The organism is Pyxidicoccus sp. M15, assembly GCF_056858435.1.
In genome coordinates this window covers 11,106,181-11,125,375 of record NZ_CM166495.1, presented here as the reverse complement: position 1 = coordinate 11,125,375, position 19,195 = coordinate 11,106,181, and the positions used below count along the sequence as shown (strand labels likewise).

10 protein-coding genes are annotated in these 19,195 nt (G+C 71.9%); all 10 read left to right on the top strand.

Annotated elements, in window-relative coordinates; genetic code table 11:
- Nucleotides 1-729: 729 nt before the first annotated feature.
- Nucleotides 730-6,717: a hypothetical protein gene (locus tag ACX9TP_RS41070; RefSeq protein WP_482976135.1), complete on the top strand. Its 5,988-nt coding sequence runs from the start codon at nucleotides 730-732 to the stop codon at nucleotides 6,715-6,717.
- Nucleotides 6,718-6,789: 72 nt separating this feature from the next.
- The gene (locus tag ACX9TP_RS41065; protein ID WP_482982300.1) at nucleotides 6,790-7,620 is read left to right on the top strand and encodes a CHAP domain-containing protein; all 831 of its coding nucleotides are present in this window, start codon (nucleotides 6,790-6,792) and stop codon (nucleotides 7,618-7,620) included.
- A gap of 68 nt (nucleotides 7,621-7,688) precedes the next feature.
- A complete protein-coding gene (locus ACX9TP_RS41060; protein WP_482976134.1) occupies nucleotides 7,689-8,126 on the top strand; it encodes a hypothetical protein in 438 nt (145 codons plus the stop codon).
- A 126-nt stretch (nucleotides 8,127-8,252) separates the two neighbouring features.
- Nucleotides 8,253-8,768 (top strand): RNA polymerase sigma factor, encoded by a 516-nt coding sequence (locus ACX9TP_RS41055; RefSeq protein WP_482976133.1) that lies wholly within the window; start codon nucleotides 8,253-8,255, stop codon nucleotides 8,766-8,768.
- A complete protein-coding gene (locus tag ACX9TP_RS41050; RefSeq protein WP_482976132.1) occupies nucleotides 8,758-9,468 on the top strand; it encodes an anti-sigma factor family protein in 711 nt (236 codons plus the stop codon). The genes ACX9TP_RS41055 and ACX9TP_RS41050 overlap by 11 nt, the downstream gene beginning before the upstream one ends.
- A complete protein-coding gene (locus tag ACX9TP_RS41045) occupies nucleotides 9,465-11,033 on the top strand; it encodes a caspase family protein (RefSeq protein ID WP_482976131.1) in 1,569 nt (522 codons plus the stop codon). Before ACX9TP_RS41050 ends, ACX9TP_RS41045 begins: the two co-directional genes overlap by 4 nt.
- Before the next feature lie 86 nt (nucleotides 11,034-11,119).
- Complete coding sequence (locus ACX9TP_RS41040; RefSeq protein ID WP_482976130.1) at nucleotides 11,120-11,773, top strand: hypothetical protein; 654 nt, start codon at nucleotides 11,120-11,122, stop codon at nucleotides 11,771-11,773.
- A 255-nt stretch (nucleotides 11,774-12,028) separates the two neighbouring features.
- Nucleotides 12,029-12,301 carry a hypothetical protein gene (locus ACX9TP_RS41035; RefSeq protein WP_482976129.1) on the top strand — a complete coding sequence of 91 codons (273 nt, stop codon included), beginning with the start codon at nucleotides 12,029-12,031 and terminating at the stop codon, nucleotides 12,299-12,301.
- 55 nt (nucleotides 12,302-12,356) lie between these two features.
- Nucleotides 12,357-18,803 (top strand): RHS repeat-associated core domain-containing protein, encoded by a 6,447-nt coding sequence (locus ACX9TP_RS41030; RefSeq protein WP_482976128.1) that lies wholly within the window; start codon nucleotides 12,357-12,359, stop codon nucleotides 18,801-18,803.
- Nucleotides 18,803-19,177, top strand: a complete 375-nt coding sequence (locus ACX9TP_RS41025; RefSeq protein ID WP_482976127.1) for a hypothetical protein — start codon at nucleotides 18,803-18,805, stop codon at nucleotides 19,175-19,177. The genes ACX9TP_RS41030 and ACX9TP_RS41025 overlap by 1 nt, the downstream gene beginning before the upstream one ends.
- The last annotated feature ends 18 nt before the right edge of the window (nucleotides 19,178-19,195 follow it).

Below are 19,195 nucleotides of genomic sequence, written 5' to 3'. Positions count from 1 at the left end.
TCGCGGTTCCTGTCGGAGCGGTACGAGCGCCAGGCTCGCATCCTTCTCTCCGTGCTCACGGAGATGCCCGTGGACGCGAAGGGACGCGCGCCCGTGACGAACGCGTCCGGGGTCACTCCGCTCCCGGCGTCGGTGGCGGCGTGGACCGGGGAGGTGGTGAAGCCACAGCCGGCAGCGGCGGGTGTTCCGGTCGCAGCGGTGGGGCCTGTCGCGGCGTCGGTGGCTGCGCGTTCGGCGGAGACGGCTGGTTCGACGCAAGCCGTTGAGCTTGCCGCGGCGTCGGTGGCGCGTTCGACGGAAGCTGTTGAGCCTGTCGCGGCGTCGGTGGCGGCGCGTTCGACGGAAGCTGTTGAGCTTGTCGCGGAATCGGTGACGGCGCGTCCGGCGGAGCTTGCTTCGACGGAAGCCGTTGAGCCTGTGGCGGCGCGTTCGACGGCGCCTGCTGCGACGGAAGCTGTTGAGCCTGTCGCGGAGCCGGTGGCGGCGCTTCCGGTGGAGCCTGCTGCGACGGAGGCCGTTGAACCTGTCGCGGCGCCGGTGGCGGAGTCTGCTGCTTCGACGGAGGCCGTTGAGCCTGTCGCGGAATCGGTCGCGGCGCGCCCGTTGGAGCCTGCTTCGACGGAGGCCGTTGAACCTATCTCGGAGTCTGCGGCTTCGACCGAGGCTGTTGAGCCTGCCGCGGAGTCGGTGGCGGCGCGTCCGGCGGAGCCTGCTGCTTCGACGGAGCCCGTGTCTCCTCCTCCGGAGGCAACGCAGGACGACACGCGGGAAGAGCCGGCCCGTGAGCGCGGGGCCCGCGCACCGGGGCTGCCCCGTCCCCGCCGACTGCCGCTGCCGCCGAATCCGGCGGAGGCGTACGCGGAGCCTCCGCAGCCGCGCAGCGCCACCGCGCGGCTCGTCGAGGAGACCTCCACCTGGAACCGGGTGTGGAGGCCGTTCCTCTACGAGAGCATCATGTGGTTCGTCGGTGCCTTCCTCATCCTGTCGGGCACCCTCTACTTCGTCTTCGAGAGCTGGGCGGGGATGTCCTCCAGTCTCCGCTCCCTCACCGTGTTCGGCATGACGGCCGGGTACTCCGCCGGCTTCTCCATCTGGGGCGGCTACCTCGCCCGGCGCGAGGCGCTGCGCAACCCCGGCCACATCCTGGGCCTCATCGGCTCGGCCGCCGCGCCGCTCGCGGGCATCGCGCTCGGGCCGCTCGACATGGGTGAGTCGCTCCACTTCAGCGGCGTGGGCCCCCTGCTGCTCATCCCCATGTTGCTGGCGTGGTCCGGTGTCGCCGCCGTCCTCGTGCGCAAGCCGGCAGAGTCTCTCGACGCTCCCTCCCGGCCGCTCGTGCAGGCCGCCCTCGCCGCGAGCACGCTGATGATGGGCCTGGCCCCGCTCGCCGCGAAGCTCGGCGGCGCCGCGCTGTGGCTCAACCTCCTGCCCTGCGTGCTCTTCTACGTCCTCTCCTCGCGCTCGACCTTGGAGCCGCGCAAGAGCGAAGCGCTCGTCTTCGCCGTGGCGGCTCCGCTCTACCTCCTCGCCCTCTACTCGGTGCGCCTGCACGTGGCGCTGGTGGGCGTGGACCTGGAGCCCGTGCCGGGCACGTACGCGCCCTTCGTCGCCATCCTGCTCGCCACGGCGCTCCGCTTCCGCACGCTGGCGCCCGAGCGCACCGCCGACACGCTCGCGCTCGGCGTGGTCTCCCTCCAGGTGGCTTCGCTGGTCGCCGCCGCGACGGCCCCCGCGCCCGCCTTCTTCGTCACCGCCGCCGTGCTCACGTGGACGCTGGTGTCGCTGGCGCGCGGCGGGATTGCCCGGCTGCCGTGGGTGTACGGCGCCTACGCCAGCACCTACTTCGCCTACGCCTCCAGCGCGCAGCTCATCCCCGGCCCGGTGAAGCGCTTCATCGACGCGCTCAAGGGACGGCTCGGCTACCCCGTCACCGACAGCCTGCCCCTCCAGTACGGCGCGCTGTCCGCGCTGCCCTTCGTCACCGCGGGCGCCGTGCTCGCGGTGATGCGGCTGTGGCGCGGTGAGCGCACCGGCAACGCGCGCGACCTCGCCTTCGCGGAGGTGCTGCTGCGCGCCACCGCCGTGGCCAGCCCGCTGTTCGCTCTCTATGGCATGGCGGGCCCTGATTCGCGCCCGGCCTTCTGGAGCGCGCTCGGCATGTGCCTGGTGTGTCTGGCCGCGGGCCTGCTGGTGGAGCGCTTCTATCTGACGGCCGTCGGCGCCGGTCTGGCGCTGCTGCTGCCACTCCACGCCGCCATCGCGCTGGGGGCTCCGGGCGCGTCCGTCGTTTCCGGCGTGCTGGCGCTGGTGCTCGCCACCGTGAGCCTGCTGTGCACCTCGCGCACGCGCTGGCTGCTCGCCACCGTCGTGGGCGTGACGGCGTCGCTCGGCTTCCTGATGGGCATCTCCGGTGGCAGCGCGCTGTCCGTCACGGGCGTGGTGTTGTGCGGCGCCGCGGCCCTCGTCGCCGCCTGGGCGGTGCAGAGCGCGCCGGCCCTGGCGTTCGCGGCGCTCCTCGCCGCGGCGGCGCTGCCGAAGCTGGCCGGGCAGGTGTCCGGGGACGCGGTGGCGCCCGCGCTCGCGGTTGCCGCGCTCGGCCTCGCGCTCCTGGGAGAGCGGGGCGGGCTGGCGCGGCTGCTGGGGTTGCCCGCCATCTTCTATTCCGTGCTCGCGCTGGCCTGGGGCACGGCGTCCGAGGTGCCGGGACTGGGGCTGGTGGTGCTCACCGCCGCGGCCTCCGTCGCCGTGACGTCGCGCAAGTTCCCCGTCGTGCGGCCGCTCGCGGTCATCATCGCCGCGCTCGCGCTGCTGCCGGACCTGCGGGACGTCTACGAGCCCTGGGGCGGGTGGATGTCTCCGGGCCTGTCCGTGTCGCTGTTCGTGCTCTGGTCGCTGGGCACCTCGCTCGCCGCCGTGCGCTGGGGCAGGAGCGCCAGCACCACCACGGCGGCGCTGGTGGCGCTCCTCTTCTCGCTGGTCCCCTCGGTCGTGGGCTCGGGGCAGCACGTGCCCCTCATGCTCGGCGCGGCGCTCGCGGCGCTGCTCACCGCGCGCGCACTGCCCGCGAGTCTCAGTGTCGGCGTGGCCGCGCTGTATGCCGCCGTTGCCCTCGCCGACGTGGGCCCGCTGGCGATGCTGGCGCTGGCCGCCGTGCTGAGCATCCTCGCCGTGCTGGAGGAGGTCCCCGCCGTGCTGCACGCCGGTGCGGGCGGCAAGCGCTTCGCCCTGGTCGCCACGCTGGCCGCCGTCATCGTGCTGGGAGCCAGCGTGGTGCAGTGGGACGACGCGGGCCTGCCGTTGCTGGTGGCGGGCACGCTGGTGATGCCGCTGCTGTGGACACGCGCCAACCAGATGCCCTTCTTCGCTGCCCTCATGGTGCCCTACACCCTGGTGGGCATCGCCGTGGTGGGTGGGACGCCGCCCGTCTGGGCACAGGTGCTGCCGCTGGTCGCACTGGCCGTGGTTCGCGCCGCGGAGCACTTCCCGGCCGTGGCCTCGCTGCTCCTACGCTCGAGGGAGGAGAAGCCCCGGCGCGAGCTGTCCGTGTGGATGCAGGGCGCGCTCGCGGTGGTGACGCCGCTGCTGCTCCTGTCGCCGTGGTCGGGCTCCGGTCCCGTGTACTTCCTTACCGCCGCGCTGGCGCTGATGCCGGGGCCGCGACCCTTCCTGCGCGTCTGTGGGGCGGCGCTGTTCCTTCTCTTTGTGCCCCAGGCTCGGCCCGTCGTCACCGGGCTGCTGCTGGCGCTCGCCCTGGCCGAGCACCACAGGCCCACCGTGCTATGGGCCTTCTTCCGGTGTGAGCCGGACGCGACGCTGCGGCCCGCGGCCGTCTTCACGGCGCTCGCCTTCGCGGTGCTGCCCGCGCTGGCGCAGCCCACGCCCCTGCACCTGGCCGTGCTGGCCGCTGTGCTCGCCGCCGCCGCGTTCCTGCTGTCCCGCCGGTGGCTGCTGACCCCCGCCGTGTTGGCCCTGGCGCTCGCGCCCGTGGGCCAGGTCGATGCTCACGCCTTCCTGGAGTGGCGGCCCGAGGCGGGGCTGCCCATCATCGCCGTGGCGCTGGGCGCGGCGCTGCTGTCCGCCGTGTGCCAGTCCGGCCGCGTGCAGCGTGCGCTCACCACGGCCTTCGCCCGCGTGCTGCCGGAGTTGGAGGGCACGTGGAGCGAGCCGCTGTGGGTGGGCGGCGCGGGCTCGCTGGGGTTGCTGCTGGCGGGACGGTTGCTGGACGCGGGCCCGGGCGCGCTGAGCCTTCCCGTGGCGCTGGGCGCGGGGCTGACGTCGTGCGTGCTCATGGTGGCGCGCACGCGGTGGATGGCCAACGTGGCCACCGGGCTGCTGGGCCTGTCGCTCATCGCCGCGGTGCCGCCGCTGTGGGCGCCCGCGGTGGTCAGCGGCGCGGGGCTGACGCTGTGCCTGCTGGGCATGTGGCTGGACAGGCGTGGCCTGCGCGTGGGCGCGGCGCTGCACCATGGCGGCTGGGTGCTGTCGCTGCTGTCGCTGGCAGGCCTGCGCGACCTGGAGCACCTGGGCACGCCGCTGTGCATCCTCTTCGGCCTGGGCGCCGCGTGGACCGTGGTGCTGCGGCGCCGCGAGCGCGAGGTGGTGGGTTGGCTGGCGTCACTCGCCGCCGTGCATGGGTGGCTGCTGCACCTGGGCGCGGTGTACGCGTCCGGGCGGAGCTTGGAGTTCATCCTCCCGTACTGCGGCGTCGCCAGCGCGCTGCTCGCCACGCTGGCGACGCGCGTGGCGGGGAAGCCGTGGCGCCGGGGCGTGGGGTACGGCTTCACCGTCGTCGCGCTCATCGAGGTGCTGCTGGGCCTGGGGCAGCCCACGCCCCTGCATCTGTCCATGCTGGCCGCCGTGCTCGCCGCCGCCGCGTTCCTGCTGTCCCGCCGGTGGCTGCTGACTCCCGCCGTGTTGGCTCTGGCGCTCGCGCCCGTGGGCCAGGTCGATGCTCATGCCTTCCTGGAGTGGAGGCCCGAGGCGGGGCTGCCCATCATCGCCGTGGCGCTGGGCGCGGCGCTGCTGTCCGCCGTGTGCCAGTCCGGCCGCGTGCAGCGTGCGCTCACCACCGCCTTCGCTCGCGTGCTGCCGGAGTTGGAGGGCACGTGGAGCGAGCCGCTGTGGGTGGGCGGCGCGGGCTCGCTGGGGTTGCTGCTGGCGGGGCGACTGCTGGACGCGGGCCCGGGTGCGCTGAGCCTTCCCGTGGCGCTGGGCGCGGGGCTGACGTCATGCGTGCTCATGGTGGCGCGCACGCGGTGGATGGCCAACGTGGCCACCGGGCTGCTGGGCCTGTCGCTCATCGCCGCGGTGCCGCCGCTGTGGGCGCCCGCGGTGGTCAGCGGCGCGGGGCTGACGCTGTGCCTGCTGGGCATGTGGCTGGACAGGCGTGGCCTGCGCGTGGGCGCGGCGCTGCACCATGGCGGCTGGGTGCTGTCGCTGCTGTCACTGGCGGGCCTGCGCGACCTGGAGCACCTGGGCACGCCGCTGTGCATCCTCTTCGGCCTGGGTGCCGCGTGGACCGTGGTGCTGCGGCGCCGCGAGCGCGAGGTGGTGGGCTGGCTGGCGTCACTCGCCGCCGTGCACGGGTGGCTCATGCACCTGGGCGCGGTGTACTCGTCCGGGCGGGGCTCGGAGTTCATCCTCCCGTACTTCGGCGCCGCCAGCGCGCTGCTCGCCACGCTGGCACTGCTCGTGGCGGGGAAGCCGTGGCGCCGGGGTGTGGGGCACGGCTTCACCGTCGTCGCGCTCACCGAGGTGCTGCTGGGCCTGGCCCTGCTGGGCGCCACCGGGGACGGGTTGCGCGAGGCGCTCGTCGCCACCGTCGCGCTGGCCGTGCTGCTCTTCGCGCTGGTGCGCCGCGCCGCCGTCAAGGAGGACGAGATGTCCGCCTTCCTCGCGCAGGGCGTGCTCGCGCTGGGCTACCTGTCCGTGCGCCTGCTGGGCATGGGCGTGATGCCCGGCGCCGCGGACAGCCTCGCCGCGCTGGTGGGCGGCGCCGTCTTCACCGGCCTCTACTTCTTCGTCCAGCGCGAGGGCTCGGGACTGGAGGTCTTCCGCCGGCCCGCGCTGGTGGGCGCGTTCCTCTTCCCGTTGGCCGGCCTGCTCTCCGCGCCGTGGGGCGAGCCGCTCCAGGTGGCCGCGCTGCTGGTGGGCCATGCGGCGCACTTTGCCGCACTGAGCACGCACCCGTCGCGCCGGGGCCCGGCGTCGCTGGCGGCGGTGGTGGCCTTCAACGCGGCGCTGCTCCTCGTGTGGCAGGGCACCGGCGCCGGGGAGCCGCAGCACTACGTCATCCCCGCGGGGCTCTCGCTGCTCGCGCTGCTGCGCGTGTTCCGCGCCTCCATCGAGGAGGACACCTACGCGCGGCTCCGCGCCTTCGCTGTCACCGGCATCTACGTGGCCGGCGCGTGGAAGCCGCTCATGTTCAGCGACGGCAGCTCCATGCTCCTGTGCGTGGTGCTCTGCGTGGTGGGCGTGGGCTTCGGCATCGCCCTGCGCATCCGCTCCTACGTGTACCTGGGCACCGCGTTCCTGGTGACGTGCATCGCCGCCAACCTCGTGCGCTTCGGCATGAGGGACCACCGCATCGCCGCCGCGTCGCTGTTCCTGCTGGGCCTGCTCGTCATCGGCTCCATGGTGATGCTCAGCGCCCACCGCGCCGCCCTGCTCCAGAGGTATGCGCGGGTGCGAGACATGCTCTCCACCTGGGAGGGCTGACACGGAGAGTTCTTGGCGACACGCCCGGGAGGTGGGATTGAATGCAGCCCCAACAACCCCCCGGGAGGAACGCTGTTGCTTCGCCTTCGTCTGCTCGCCGCCATCCCCCTGTGCGCTCTCGTCGGCTGTGCCACCGTGAAGTCCCGCGCGGCGGAGCCTCCGGTGGCGATGGCGCCCGCGGCGGCGGTGACGGACGCGGCCACGACGCCCGCCAACCCGCACGCAGAGGCAGGGCAGGCAGGCCTGGACGCGGTGGAGGAGAAGGTGCGGCTGGTGACGTCCGGCGTGATTGCCGCCGCGCTGCAGGCCGCGAGCCTGGTGACGGGCCCGGCCAGCACCACGGGCCGCTTCTGGGATGAGCTGCTGTCGCCGACGGAGCAGGCGCGCTCCATCGTCCAGCGCTCCATCCAGCTCGTCGGTGAGCGCAACCTCGGCCGCGTCAGCCGGAGCGTGCCCAATGACTGCTCCGGCTTCGTGCGGCTGGCGTACCTGGCGGCGGGCATCGACCTGGTGGCCCACGGCTTCCTCGCCGGGGAGAACGCCGTGTCCGCCATCTTCCGCCGCGCGCTGGACGTGGGCACCGTCCACCACCAGGCGCCGCGCCCGGGCGACCTCGTCTTCTTCCGCGAGACGTATGACCGCAACCGCGACGGCCGCCGCAACGACGGGATGACCCACATTGGCGTCGTGGAGACCGTGGATGCCGACGGCACCGTCACCTTCATCCACCGCGGTGGCAAGGGCGTGGCGCGCGGGCGGCTCAACCTCTCCGCCCCCGCGAAGCACCAGCTCGGCCAGGGCGGGCCGGTGTTGAATGACTACATCCGCCCCGCCGCCAAGGGCACCCGCGCCTACCTCTCAGGAGAGCTGTTCGCCGCGTTCGCTTCCCCTGAGGGGCTGTAACCTTCCAGTGGCGCGCCCACACCCGGCGTGGCTTTGAAGAGCCGCCGCGCTGGGGCGTCATACGCGGCATGCGAATCGCCCTGCTGCTCGTTGGGGGGCTGCTTCTGGCCCCGGGTTGTGTCCTCCACACGCGGCCGCTGCCACGTCCCGCGCCGCGCCCGCAGCCGCCGCCTCCTCCCCCACCACCGCCGCGTCCCTCGGCCATGTCCTACAACGAGGCCGTGGACCTGGGCTTCGGCCAGTGCCGCTCGCGCGGCTACGAGTGCCGGCTGAAGGAGGCCCACCGCACCGGCAACCACGTGTGGAAGGTGAAGTTCGCCGCCTTCACCTCCGGCGCGAAGGGCCACCTCCACCTGGACTACGACGCGTACTCGCGCAACCTCCTCAAGGTGGACGAGAAGGTGAAGGCCCGTCGCGACGACTGGGACGACGACGACTGGGATGACGGCCATGGCCATGGCAGGGGCAGGGGCAAGAAGAAGGGCCACGCCCACCGCGACGACTGAGCTCCTCCTTCCGCTCGGACGTCCGTCAGTGGGGTGTGAGCCCACATGGCCCGGAGGCCGGGCCGGGCTGTTTTCATTCACGGGTGTCCGCGGATTCGCGCCCGGGTGTCTCCAGGGTGCGGCGCCATGACTCCCACGTCCCAGGTCGACATCTCCTCGCTCTACCGGCGCCACGTGGCGCTGGTGCGCGGCTGTGCGCTGCGCATCCTCGGCGAGCCCGCCGCCGCCGAGGACGTGGCGCAGGAGGCCTTCATCCGCTTCCTGCAGCACCGCGAGCGCAGCGGTAACGAGCAGGACACGGCCGCCTTCCTCTACCGCACGAGCACCAACCTCGCCCTCAACCGGCTGCGCGATGCGCGCCGCCGCAAGGGGCTGCACGACGCGCACCTGCCGGACGCGGAGCCGCACAGTCCGCACTCGCCCGAGGACGGGCTGGCGCTGCGCAAGGTGCTGGCCGAGGCCGACCCGGAGCAGGCGCAGATTGCCGCCTGCTACTTCATCCACGGCATGGAGCACGAGGAAATCGCCGGGTTGCTCGGCGTCCCGCGCCGCACCGTGGGCCGCCGGCTGGAGAAGTTCCGCGAGCACGCCGAGCACATGCTGCAGGGCGAGCGCAGAAAGGAAGCAGGCCATGGTGGCTGAGCCGTTTCCCAGGTCCAAGCTGTCCGCGGAGTGCCTGTCCGGGTGGCGTGTCTCGCAGGTGGTGCTCGGGCTGCTGTCCGCCGAGGAGCGCGTCCCCGCCGAGGCGCACCTCGCCACCTGCGCGGCGTGCAAGGGGCGCGTGGACGCGGAGCATGCGCAGGCGCGGGCCGCGGCGTTCGAGCAGGTGCCGGAGGCGCTGCTTGCCGCCGTGCCTTCGCGGCCCGCGCGTCCGCGGTGGTCGCCGTGGAGGTGGGTGCCTGCCTTCGCCGTGCCCGCGCTGGCGGTGGGGGTGTTCCTCGCGGTGCGGACTCCGCCGCCGGTGGAGCGTTCCGGGGAGCGGTGGAAGGGGGGCGCGTCGCTGGATGTGGCGGTTGCGCGCGAGGGGGCGCTCGTGGTCAACGGGATTCCCGCGGAAGAGGTGGCAGGACTGAGGGCGGGAGACCGGCTGCGCCTGCGCGTGCAGGGTGCGCCGCCGTCCGCGTGGCTCATCCTCCAGGGAGATGAGGAAGGACAATGGACCCCGTACTTCGAGGGGCTCGCGCCCCAGGGCGGCTGGCTGCCCATGGGCATCACCGTCACGCCGGAGGGGCGCACGCGGATGCGCCTGCTGACGTGCGCGGAGAAGCCTCCGCGCGGCGTGCCGCCCGAGGAGATCTGCCGGGTGCGCGTCTACGACTGGGGCATGGCCGGCACGCCGTGAGCCGCTCGCTGGCGCTGGGGCTGGGCGTGCTGCTTGCCCTGGTGCCAGCGGTCTCCCATGCGAGCGAGGCGCGCTATGCGCTGCTGGTGGGCGCGCACAAGGGCAACGCGGACGAGCCCCGGCTCTACTTCGCCGGACGCGACACGGAGCGGCTGCGCGAGGTGCTCGTCACCCTGGGGGACTTCCCGCAGGAGAACGTCACCGTCCTCACGGACCCCAATGCGGACCGCGTGCGCACCGCGCTGGCGCGGATGAACGCGCGCATCCGCGAGGAGGTGGCGCATGACCGCTCCAGCGTGCTGCTCGTCTTCTACTCGGGCCACGCGGACGCGGAGTCGCTGCACCTGGGCGGCACGCTGCTGCCGTGGGAGGAGCTGCGCAACCTCACGTCGGGCTCGGCCGCGGCGGCCCGGCTCCTGGTGGTGGACGCGTGCCGCTCCGGACAGGCCACGCGCGTGAAGGGCACGAAGCTCACCGCGCCCTTCGCGCTGCCTCCCGACGTGGAGTCGCACGGGCTGCCAGAGGGCTTCGCGATTCTCTCCTCATCCGCGGCGGGGGAGAGCGCGCAGGAGTCGGACTCGCTGCAAGGCTCCTTCTTCACGCACCACCTGGTGGCCGCGCTGCGCGGCGTGGCGGACACCAGCGCGGACGGGCTCGTCAGCCTCGCGGAGGCGTACCAGTACGCGGCGGACCGCACGGTGGCGAGCACCGTGGCCACGGTGGGCGGCGTGCAACACCCCACGTACCTGTATGAGTTGAAGGGCCGCTCGGAGCTGGTGCTCACGCGGCCGGGGCGCAACCAGGGGCTGGCGGCGGTGCGGCTGGAGGGCGCGGGGCAGTACTTCTTCCGGCAGGGCGGGCGCGACGGCCCGGTGGTGCTGGAGGCCGGCATCTCCCACGAGGCGCGCACGGCGCGGCTGGTGCCCGGGACGTACTTCGTGCAGCACCGCCTGCCGGATCGGCTGCGCGAGGCGCGCGTCCTCGCGGAGGAGGGCCAGCCGCTGGAGCTGGCCAAGGCGTCCTGGAGCGTGGTGGAGCTGGACCAGCTCGTGCGCAAGGGCGGGAGCGGAGGGAGCACGTGGACGGTGGGCGCGTGGAGCCGGGGAACGGCGAGCCTGCTGGAGGGCTTCCCCTTCTTTCCGTCCGGCGCGGTCCAGGTGTCGCTCGACACGTCGGCACTGACGCTGGACATGGAGGTGGAGGGCGCGCACTCGGGCTACACCGACGACGCGAGCCTCAAGCGGCGACTCACGCTCGGCGCGCTCCGGGCAGGAGCCCGGAAGGTGTTCGACGTGGGGCCCTTCTCCCTGTCGGGCGGCGCGAGGCTGGGCGCTGCGTACGTGGACCAGCGCTTCTTCGGGCGGCTGGCGCCGAGGCGCTGGCAGGTGGTGCCGCAGCTGGACACGCTGCTGCGCGCGGACCTGCACCTGCCCCGGGGTTTCTTCGTGGGCGCGGAGGCGGGTGTGCGGGCCTCGTGGATGCGCGTGCTCCCCGGAGTGGGACCGGAGGAGGTGCGCACGCCGGTGAAGCCGATGTTCGCGGCGGGACTGGGGCTGCGGTGGTGAGGCTGACCGCCGCGCGCGGGTCGGGGGTCTCTCGTGCGTCCCCGCGCGTGGGGCTGGCCGCGCGCTTCGTGGGAGGGAGTCCTGTCATGACATGGAATCGGTTCGTGAAGCCGCTGGGCCTGATGCTCGCGCTCGGGAGCGCCGTCGGATGCGGAGAGGCCTTGAGGGACAGCACCTACGTGGGCGAGGCCCGTTATGTGGTGCAGGGCGAGGTGAAGTCGCTGGCACCCACCACGAAGCAGGGGACGACGCGCGTCACCCTGGCCTGGGACAACTGGGCTCGCGAGGGAGACGTCATCTCGTACCAGAGCGTGGAGCTGACGAGTCAGAACCCTCCGTTCGACTACCAGCTGAGCGTCGTCGACACCCCGGAGGAGATGGCGCTCAATGACTTCCAGGGGGGCCTCATCGGCTTCGCCTACCTCCTCGTCTACGAGGACGGGAATGGGGATGGCATGCCCGACGGGGACGAGGCCCGCCACTGGAACACCCTGCGCGGCATGGCGCGCAACCACGTGGTCATCTACGTGCCCCGGCTCACCCCGGGCTTCGTGGAGGCGCTGCGGGATTGGGGTGGCTTCCTCAACGCGGAAGACTTGAAGCCGGGCTTCAACCTGGCGCGCGGCGTCTGCACGGGGACGGACTCTTCGTTCGACACGCTGGAAATCGTCCCCGACGAGCCCGTGCTCGTGGCGGACCCGGGCGACAAGAGTGTCAGGTCCTGCATCAACTACCACTGAGTGTACGGAAGAGCGTCTCTGGCTTTGGGTGTGTCAGTGTCAGGAAATTCAATTCTTGACATGGATTGACCGCCATGAGTCTCATGCGCGCGCTGTGAAGGCTCAGACGGTGGCCGGTGAGCCCTTCAGGTTTCAGAGCTCGCTGTGCATATCTTCAAGCGCGTGAGCGCAGGCCTGAACTGGGTCTGCCTCGGCCTCCTGGGGGGACTGGCTTGTACCGAGCCGCCCCTCGGCACTCCCCCTGAAGCCCCGTCCGTGCTCTCGGAGCACCGCACGACGCTGGCGTCCGCTCCCTCGAAGGAGCTGGGCGAGGCGTGCACCGCGCACGGTGCCTCCGAGTGCCGCTCCGGCATGTGCCTGCATACCGGCGCGGACCCGGCCGAGGGCTACTTCTGCAGCACGACGTGTCAGGCGGAAGCGCAGTGCCCGTCGCAGTGGAGGTGCACGCAGGTGCACCCCGGCGCCCAGGCACGTGTCTGCATTCCTCCCACGGAATGGCAGGCCCACGCGGTGACTCCGCGCGGCTGAGCTTCGCTTCCCTCCAAAGCCTTTCAATCTTCAGCGTCGGGAGACGCCTGTGTCCTTGCTTGCCCGAATCGTGACGTGTGTCTTCTTGCTGGCGCCCTTCTGGGACGTCCAGGCCGCCAATGTCTGCAGCCCGGGTTCATCGACGAGCTGCTCCACCGAAGGCGGCTGCGGTGGAACGAGGTACTGCTTCGGCGACCCGGATGACCCGCGCAGTGGGGAGTGGTCCGAATGCATGCCCCACAACCGGCCCCAGGCGTGCACCTCCTGCAACGGAGGTGGCACCGCCGTCTGCGTGGATGGGGAGAACCTGGGCCCGTGCCAGCCCGCGACGGCGCAGGCCACCGACATCTGCAACAACCACTGTGACGAGGACCGCGACGGCACGGCGGACGAGGACTGCGCCGGCAGCTCCACCTTCGACTACTGCGAGCGCAATCCTTCCGGCGGCGGCTACACGCGCTGGACGTGCGGCTGCGGAGACGGGCTCAACGTCGGCTACTGCCTGGGCTCGGGAGACTCGCAGGCGTCGTGCAGCAGCCCTTCGGGCTGTCTGAAGGCTCCGGCCTTCGGCACCAGCGGTGCCTCCCAGGCGGGCGGCAACTACCAGTGCTGCGTCTCCAGCAAGCCCTGCTACGCGGAGGGCTATGACACCACGGCGCTGCACTGCAGCGCGTGGAACACGCCCAACTTCGAGTGCACGCCGGGCGCCTCGTGCGACGACAGCAACGGGTGCGGCAACACCTGCGCCGGCATCGCCCCGCAGGTGGACCGTACGACGGGCACGCGCGTGGGCAGCGGCGCGTACTGCGCGGCCGGGCCCGTGTGCAGCCAGGCGCAGGGTGGCTTTGGCACGCCGGCCAACGGCGTGCGCGCCATGCTGCTGGACAGCTACATCGAGCTCTGCGGGCTGATGACGTACAACCATGGTGCGTCCTATGTCTGCAGAGAGGTGCTTTACCGGCCGGACCCCGTGGAGTCGCTGCCTCCGCGGGATGTGCCGGGAGGTGGCGGTGGAGGTGGGGGTGGCAACGATGGGGATGACGGAGAAGCGGACGGTGACGAGGGTGACTCGGAGGGCCCCGCGCCGGAGACATGCGGGCCGGCCACGGAGGGCTCCGAGGTGGTGGGGGCGGCCGTCTCGGCGATGTCCGTCCCGCGCGTGCAGCTGAATGACTTCACCACGCGCCACACCGAGGCGGACCTGGGCCTGCACGGCGAGCTGGGCGGCTTCAACTTCGTGCGCAAGTACGTCTCCACCGACACCTTCTGGTCCTACCAGTCCATGCTGGGCGCCAGCGGTGAGGCCTTCGTGCCCAAGCCCTTCGGCTCCAGCCCGAGCCGTCAGACGTCCATGCGCTGGTGGCACACCCTCTACAGCTTCGTGCACCAGAAGGGCATCACCGCGGGCGTGAGCACCTGGGCCGTGCGTGACACGGACGGCGAGGTGCTGGAGTTCTTCGCCTGCAAGAACACCGGTTCGGGCTGCTTCGCCACGCCGCGCAAGACGAGCCGCTGGTCCAACGCCAGCCTCTTCTGGACGGGCACGTCCTACGTGCTCATCAAGCCCGGCGAGGGACGCTTCGTCTACGCGTCGGGGTGGGCGGCCCCCAACGCCCCCATCAAGCGCTACTTCCTGACGCGCATCGAGGAGGACCGGCTGACGGGCACGCCGCGCGTGCGCCTCAGCCTGGAGTACGCGCCGCAGACGCTGGTGAACCAGTACGGCCAGACGGTGGTCTGCCCGGGGCAGAGCTCCATGGGCAACGGCGTGCCCTACCTGGCGACGGTGACGACGGAGGAGGGCTCGAAGCTGCGGATGTACTACCGCCTCATCAACAGCCTGCATGCGTCGCCCGCCACGGAGTGCGTGCTCGACAGGCTGGCCATGCGAAAGAATCCCAACGCCACCGACTCCGCGCTCAGCCAGGAGGAGGTCACCGTCGCGCAGTACCGCTACCCGGTGCCCTCGGGCTTCGGCTTCCAGGCGGCCGGCCTGCTCTCCAGCATCGAGTACCCGGAGACGGGCGACGTCGTCACCTACGGCGACAGCACCACCACCACGGCGACGGCCACGGAGTGGAACGTCTCCGTCAACCAGTCCTCCGTCGCGGCGCACCAGTACGTCTCCGGCAAGGTGGCTTCGCTGAGCACCGGCACCACGTCCGCCACGGCGATGACCTCGGGCTCCGGTGACTGCAGCGGGCCCGACCCCATGTCCGGCGGCTCCACCTGCGTGCCTCCCAGCGCCGAGCCCGCGTCGGGCAGCGCGGGCGACTCGGCGGGCAGCACGGTGAAGTACCGCCGCACGCTCTTCCCGACGAACATGTCCTACTCGCCGCACAGCGTGCTCGGCTCGTACCGGGACGAGTGCCTGGCGAGCACCGGCAACTGCAGCGGCTTCTCCCCGGGCTGGGTCCACTACGGCTACGAGGAGCCCGCGAACGGCACGCTCTTCCTGCGCTACATGAGCGACAAGGCGGGGCGCTTCGACTTCCGCAACAAGACCTTCGCCGCGGCCGGCACGGCATCCGTGCCGGGCGTCGTCAGCCCGGTGCAGGGCGAGACGCGCGGGTATGGCCAGGACTACTACGGCGCGGGCGGCGTGGTGGGCACGGCCACCAGCCAGACCTTCGTCAACGCCCCCTCGGGCGCCCTGGCCCACCCGTGGAAGCCGGTGAAGCAGACGGTGGACTCGATTGCGTCCGTCCTCCAGCCGAGCGGCCAGGCCGTGACGCGCACGACGTACGACGAGGCCACGCGCTTCACGAAGTCCATCATCCGCTCGGGCTACACGCAGACGTTCGACGCCGTCAGTGGCGCGTGGACCAGCCCGGTGCTCCGGCACGTGGGCACCTTCTACTTCAACCACCACCGGTGCGCGGGCGGCACGGACACGGGCGGCACGGTGGTGAAGGAGGTGCACGGCCCCTGCACCGTCAGCGGGCCGGAGGCGACGGACTGCTCCGGCAGCGACTACCCGATTACGCAGTACCACTACTACGGGCCGCCGAGCGTGGAGCGCAGCAACCGCGCCAACCGCCTGATGAAGGTCTCCCGCTACACGCACCACGCGGGCACGCAGGGCTGCGCGCCGTACACGCCGCTCGACACGCTGTATGGCGGCTACGACTCCCGCGGCAACGTCACCCAGATGACCTCGGCGCAGGGCGGCGTCACCACCTTCGACTACCGGGGTGGCCGGCTGGAGGGCGTGACGACCCAGGGGCTGACGACGACGCTGCTGTACGAGGGGGCGCGGGTGCGGGCGACGCGCAAGCCGGCGGGCGACTACACCGTCTACTGCTACCGCACGGGCACGACGCCGGAACAGGGCTGCACGGGTGGGACGAAGACGTCGCTGCTCCAGTGGGTGGCCACCGCGAGCGACGAGAACGGCGCCGACTGGAGCGAGCTGAACGTCAAGACGTACTGGCCGGACGGCTCGCTGAAGTCGGAGGAGGCGCGCTCCCGGCGCGGCGGCGTGGTGGAGAGCCGGCGGGTGTCGGAGTACCACCCGGACCCGCACCGGCGGCCGTCCTATACGCGCAAGGGGGCGGGCCCGGGCAGCTTCGCCTCGGTGGAGGCGTTCGACCTGAACGGCAACGCGGTGGCGCTGGGCCAGCCCTTCGACGGCGCCCCGGACTTCTGCCGCAATGGGGACCAGTCCCTCTCCGCGCTGTGCACGTCGCTGGGCTACGACACGGCCGACCGGCTCAACCGGATGTCGGAGACGTTCCCCAATGGCACGCAGCAGCACACCACCTTCGCGTATGACGCCCAGGGCAACGTGAGTGCCGTGCGCACGGGCTGCTCGAGCCCCACCAGCACCTGCGGCACGCTCGCCTCGTACCAGTACGATGACTTCGGCAACCTCGTGGCGGTGAAGCTGCCCCATGCAGCGGGGCCGGTGCGCCACGCGTACGATGCGCTGGGCCACCTGCGCGTGAAGCAGTCGGAGGCGATGCGCCAGGCCGGTGAGTGGCTGGAGTATGGCTATGACCTGCCGGGCCGGCCGACGACGGCGGCGCGTCGCCGCGGTGGGGCCAGCCCGCTCGACGAGCTCCTCTACCGCTTCGCCTATGACGTGGACGGGGCGGTGCCGTCGTACTGCGGGAGCGGTGAGCTGTACTCGGTGGGCCTGCCCCGCTACCGGGACGACTCCTTCGGACGGACCTGGTACCGCTATGACTTGAGCGGGCGCCTCGTGGCCGAGCATCGGCAGCGGCAGGACGAAGCTGGCTGCACGCCCGAGCTGGAGACGCGCTACACGTACGACGGCGTCGGCCGGCTGTCGGGGTTGCTCTACCCGTATGGGCGCACCGTTTCCTACGTCTATGGGACGGGAGCGCTTGCCCAGCGCGTGTCCGCCATCGACGTGAGCCTCTTCACGGCGACGGGCACCGAGACGCGGCGACTGGTGAGCAACATCACCTGGGAGCCCTTTGGCGGGCTGCGCGGCTACCAGCTCAATCCGCCCTCGGGTACGGCGCGCGCGGTGGAGTACGCGCTGGGCGACAACGGCACCCTGGCTCCGGCCAACTGTGCCGTGGGCTTCCCGTCGGAGCTGGACTCGGACCGGACGGGCCGCACGCGCTCGCTGCGCGTGTCCTCCGGAGCCTTCACTCCGGGCAGCGGCAGCGGTGACATCTACAAGCGCACGTACACGTGGAAGGCGGACCAGGTGATGCGCACCGACACGTGCCTGCTGGGCGCCACCACGCCGCGCACCGAGCTGTTCAACTACGACCAGACGCTGCGCCTCACCTCCGCCACCCGGCCCTCGGGCAACGACGACGCCACTGGCGGCGCCTTCTATTCCCAGGCCTTCGGCCATGACTCGCGGGGCAACCGAAGCTCGTTCCTGCAGTCGGGTGGCTACCGCGTGACGAACCTGACGTACGACACGGGAGACAACGTGGACCGGCTGCTGTCGGCCACGCCGCAGCATGACGCCTTCCAGCGGGTGGCCTTCCAGTACGACGCGGATGGGCGGGCGGTGCGCAAGGAGTCCGGCCGCTACACGTCGGGCGCGGCGGCCAACGTGCTGGAGCTGGGCTATGGGCCCTTCGACGCCAGCGGGCAGGGCTCGGCGCGGGAGTCGGTGTTCCGCGCGGTGCGCGTCAACGGCGCGACGTACAGCTACTACTACGACGCACTGGGACGCCGTCGCGCGAAGGTGAACCCCTTCAACCAGCGCGACGAGTACTTCCACGGCGCGGGCAATGAGCTGCTGGTGGACCAGGGGTGGAACCAGGTCATCCAGTCGAGCTTCCGCGTGGTGGATGACTACGTGTGGCTCGGGGGCCGGCCGGTGGCGCTGCTGCGGGGCCGGCTGGACGCGAGCCTCCCCGTGCGCCAGCCGGACACGACGGCGGACTGCCAGCGCAACGGCGACGCCGCGGCCTGCGGTGCGTACTTCCCGGTGACGGACACGGTGGGCAAGCCGGTGCTGATGCTCGACGGCGCGGGCCGGGTGGCGGGCGCGGCGGACTACCAGCCCTTCGGCCACGTCAACCGCGTCAGCAGCGGAGACCCCACCGCGCACCCGTATGGGGATGATGACAGCGAGAGCATCTCCAGCTTCGTGCAACCGTCGGAGAACGCGCAGGTGAAGGTGCGCATGCGCGGCCTCTTCCAGCTGGTGGACACCCAGGACGACATGGACGGCGTGGACGATGTGACGCTGCTGGACTCGGACACCGGCGCGTTGCTGGCGCGGCTCAAGGGCCCGGAGCAGGGGCGCATGGTGACGCCGTGGATGCAGCCGTCCGCGGGCCGCGTCGTGGTGAACTTCACCGCGGACGCTCAGGGCGACCAACCCAACACGTACACGGGCGTGGTGGTGGAGGGGTACGAGTACCAGCGCTACCAGACGGGCGCGCAGCCCTTCTGGACGCCGCTGCGCTTCCCCGGCCAGTACCACGACGAGGAGACGGACCTCTTCGAGAACTGGAACCGGTACTACGACCCGAGCGTGGGCCGGTACCTCCAGCCCGAGCCCCTGGGCGCGGACTCCGGGTTCGTCCAGGGCATGGCCCAGCGGGGACATGCCCTGCCGGCCTACGCGTACGCGCTGAACAATCCCAACGGGTATGTCGACCCCGATGGGCGCAATCCCCTCGTGCTCCCGTTCCTGATTGGCTTGTGGGCGGGCTACACCCTCGAGGAGACGCTCGCCGCGTCGGAAGTCGGGATGGACGAGGCTCGGCAGCTGAGCGTGCCGAATGCCGATGCACCGACTGGAGGCCAGTTCGATGCCTTCAGGCACTGCGTGGCGAGCTGCGAGGCCACCCAGCGGACGGGCCGGGTCCCGGCGGCGGCGGCGGGCTACCTCAACGAAATCATTGGCTGGGACCGGAACGACGCCGAGCAGCGGTCGATGGACCTCGACAACAACGCCTGCGGCCGGGAGTTGGGGAAGGGGTTTGACAACTGGAAGGATTGCGCGGTCGGCTGCCGTGGAGCGCTGCTGGATGGACGACTGAGGACGGACTCTCCCTGATGCCCACTTCTCGTCGCGAGGTCATCGGGACGCTGGTGACGGTGGTCCTGGTGCTGGGGGGCGTCGTCGCCGGAGCCACGTACTGGCTGGGGCGCACCTCCATCCTCGTGCTCAACGAGACGGGGTGCGCGCTCAGCACCCTGCGCGTGGAGTTGCCGGGCCTGGACTGCGCCTTCACGGACGTCGCCCCACAGGCGTCCGTGAGGTGCGAGGGCCGCGCGCGGGGAGATGGCCTGCTCGCGGTCGCCTACCAGGGCGGGGCGTGTGGCGAGCGTCAGCTCCAGACGAATGAATACGCGAACCCCACCCTCGGCTGGCGGGGGGTGCTGCTCTTGAGGGCCGATGGGAGCGTGGGCTCTACCGAGCTGCGGTGACCCGGCTCCTTCACTTCG

Coding starts and splice junctions, on each gene's coding strand:
- ACX9TP_RS41060 (WP_482976134.1), top strand. CDS start 7,689: ATGCGAATCGCCCTGCTGCTCGTTGGGGGGCTGCTTCTGGCCCCGGGT.
- ACX9TP_RS41055 (WP_482976133.1), top strand. CDS start 8,253: ATGACTCCCACGTCCCAGGTCGACATCTCCTCGCTCTACCGGCGCCAC.
- ACX9TP_RS41040 (WP_482976130.1), top strand. CDS start 11,120: ATGACATGGAATCGGTTCGTGAAGCCGCTGGGCCTGATGCTCGCGCTC.
- ACX9TP_RS41025 (WP_482976127.1), top strand. CDS start 18,803: ATGCCCACTTCTCGTCGCGAGGTCATCGGGACGCTGGTGACGGTGGTC.
- ACX9TP_RS41050 (WP_482976132.1), top strand. CDS start 8,758: ATGGTGGCTGAGCCGTTTCCCAGGTCCAAGCTGTCCGCGGAGTGCCTG.